This is a genomic window from Actinotalea sp. C106 (assembly GCF_023630195.1).
In the GTDB taxonomy this organism is placed as follows: domain Bacteria; phylum Actinomycetota; class Actinomycetes; order Actinomycetales; family Cellulomonadaceae; genus Actinotalea.
On sequence record NZ_JALPKN010000358.1, the window covers coordinates 1 to 2,712 of the forward strand.

General features: G+C 73.7%; 3 protein-coding genes. All 3 read right to left on the reverse strand.

Going from position 1 to position 2,712, the window contains the following annotated elements; genetic code table 11:
- Nucleotides 1-1,856, reverse strand: a 1,856-nt coding sequence (locus L0B03_RS16245) for a heavy metal translocating P-type ATPase (RefSeq protein WP_374204999.1), incomplete at its 3' end; no start/stop codon positions are given.
- A gap of 98 nt (nt 1,857-1,954) precedes the next feature.
- Nucleotides 1,955-2,197 (reverse strand): heavy-metal-associated domain-containing protein, encoded by a 243-nt coding sequence (locus L0B03_RS16250; RefSeq protein ID WP_250447809.1) that lies wholly within the window; start codon nt 2,195-2,197, stop codon nt 1,955-1,957.
- A gap of 81 nt (nt 2,198-2,278) precedes the next feature.
- The gene (locus tag L0B03_RS16255) at nt 2,279-2,560 is read right to left on the reverse strand and encodes a metal-sensitive transcriptional regulator (RefSeq protein WP_250447811.1); all 282 of its coding nucleotides are present in this window, start codon (nt 2,558-2,560) and stop codon (nt 2,279-2,281) included.
- Between the last annotated feature and the right edge of the window lie 152 nt (nt 2,561-2,712).

The window sequence follows — 2,712 nt, forward strand, 5'->3', positions numbered from 1 at the left end:
CTGTGGGCGGTGCGGACCACGCCCGAGACGCCGCGGGCGGGCCCGTTGAGGAACGCGACCACCTGGTCGGAGCCCATCGCGACTGCGTCGGCCCCCGCCGCGACGTCGTCGCGCGTGGGGCTGCCGGGCTCGGGGGCGCCACCCGTGGTGGGGGTGTCGCGGGCCCCGGCGGCGATGGCGCGGGCGATCGGGTGCTCGCTGCGGCCCTCGACAGCCCCGGCGAAACGCAGCAGCTCCTCGCGCTCGACGCCCTCCGCGGTCAGCACCTCGACGAGCTCCATGCGGCCCTCGGTCACGGTGCCGGTCTTGTCGAGCACCACGGTGTCGACGCGGCGGGTGGACTCGAGGATCTCAGGGCCCTTGATGAGGATGCCGAGCTGGGCGCCGCGGCCCGTGCCGACCAGCAGGGCCGTCGGTGTGGCCAGGCCCAGGGCGCACGGGCAGGCGATGATCAGCACGGCGACGGCCGCCGTGAACGCCGCCTGCACGCCGCCGCCGACCAGCAGCCAGACGACGAAGGTTCCGACGGCGAGCACGTTGACGATCGGGACGAACACCGCCGAGATCCGGTCGGCCAGCCGCTGGATCGGTGCCTTGCCCGTCTGGGCCTGGGCGACCAGGCGGCCGATCTGCGCGAGCATCGTCTCCTCGCCCACGCGGGTCGCCCGCACCGCGAGCCAGCCCGAGGTGTTGATGGTCGCCCCGGTCACCTGGCTGCCCGGCTCGACGTCCACGGGTACGGGCTCACCGGTGAGCAGCGAGGTGTCGACGGCGCTCGTGCCCTCGACGACCACGCCGTCGGTGGCGACCTTCTCCCCGGGCCGGACGGCGAACAGGTCGCCCTCGCGCAGGTCCTCGACCGGGACCTCGCGCTCGGTGCGGCGACCGCCGTCGTCGACCAGCAGGGTCGCCTGGGTCGCGCCCAGGGAGAGCAGGGTGCGCAGGGCGTCGCCGGCCTGGCGGCGTGAGCGGTGCTCGGCGTAGCGACCCGCGAGCAGGAAGGTCGCGACGACGGCGGCGACCTCGAAGTAGATCTCGGGCATGTGCATCTCGCCCGCGCCCAGGCGAGGGATGAGCACCGGCTCCATCCGCATGCCGATCTCGCCCGCGCCGCCGAGGGTCACCGCCCAGACGGACCACAGGCTCGCCGCGGTGATGCCGAGGGAGACCAGGGTGTCCATGGTCGAGGAGCCGTGGCGTGCCGCCCGGACCGCAGCGCGGTGGAAGGGCCACGCGGCCCAGGTCACCACGGGCAGTGCCAGGGCCGTCACGACCCACTGCCAGCCCGGGAACTGCAGCGGCGGCACCATCGACAGCACCAGCACCGGCAACGTGAGGATCGAGGCGACGATCAGACGACGGCGCAGGTCCTCGCCCCGGTCCCGCTCGGGGGCCGAGGTGTCCTCGTCCGGGTCCATCTCGTGGCCCTCGGCCATCGAGTGGCCCGAGAGGGTCATGTCGTGGCCGTCGTGCGCGCCTGCGTCACCCGCCCCGTGCTCGGTCGCGGCCTCTCGCGCGGCCTTGGCCCTGGCGACGGCGCGGCTGTCGCGCAGCACGGTCGCGGAGTAGCCCGCGGCCTGGACGGCCTTGACCACCGACGCCGCGTCGACGTCGTCGGAGACGTGGACCTGGGCGGTCTCGGTCGCGAGGTTGACTGTCGCCGTGGCCCCCGGGACCTTGCCGATCTTCTTCTCGACCCGCGCCACGCACGAGGCGCAGGTCATGCCGCTCACGGCGAGGTCGAGCACGGCGACGGGGGCCGTCGTCTGCTCGTGGGGTGAGGGGGTGGTGGCCGTGCCGGGGGCGGTGGTTCCCGTGCCGGGGGCGGGGGTGCCTGCGGGGTTCTGGTCGGTCATGCGATCACGTCCGAGGTCGTGGTGCGGGTGGGGTGTCGACAGCGGCTGGCTGCGGGCTGCGCCGGGCTGGTGCTGGGCCGGCGCAGCCCGTCAGCGGCTCAGATCAGCGATCGCGGCGGGGCGATCGTGTAGCCCGCCTCGTCGATCGCGCCGGCGACGGCCTCGTCGCTGAGTGGCTCGGTGCTGGTGATGGTGACCGTCGAGGTGCCGCCCGTCACGAGGTCGACGTCGACCGCGGTGACGCCGGTCAGGGCGCGCAGCTCCTCGTCGACCGAGCTGACGCAGTGCCCGCAGGTCATGCCCTGGACGCCGACGGTGGTGGTCTGGGTGCTGGTGCTCATGGTGCTCTCCTGTCTACGTCTCGTGTCAGAACCTCAGATACCCCTGGGTATCCGTGCTCCTGACACGAGGTGGGTGGGTGGTCAGCTGCGGACGAGGCGGGCGATGGCGTCGGCCGCCTCACGGACCTTGGCGGCCCCGGCCTCGTCGGACTCGCGCGCCGCGTCGACGACGCAGTGCGCGAGGTGGTCCTCGAGCAGGCCCAGGCTCACGGCCTCGAGGGCCTTCGTGACTGCCGAGACCTGGGTGAGGATGTCGATGCAGTACGTGTCCTCGTCGACCATGCGCGCGATCCCACGGACCTGCCCCTCCACGCGGCGCAGCCGCTTGAGGTAGTCGTCCTTGCTGCCGGTGTATCCCGCCACGGGCCCCTCCTCGGTGTCTGCAGGCTCAACACCATACCCCCCATGGGTATTTCGGTCGCCAGGACGGAGGTCCCGCTCGAGCCGCTCGACGGTGGGAGGCGCGCCCCGATGCCCGCCGGGCCGCGCCCCGCCGCCCCCACGCCCGCCGGGCC

Excerpts from the sequence above, each read along its gene's own strand:
- L0B03_RS16250 (WP_250447809.1), bottom strand. The coding sequence starts at position 2,197 with ATGAGCACCAGCACCCAGACCACCACCGTCGGCGTCCAGGGCATGACC.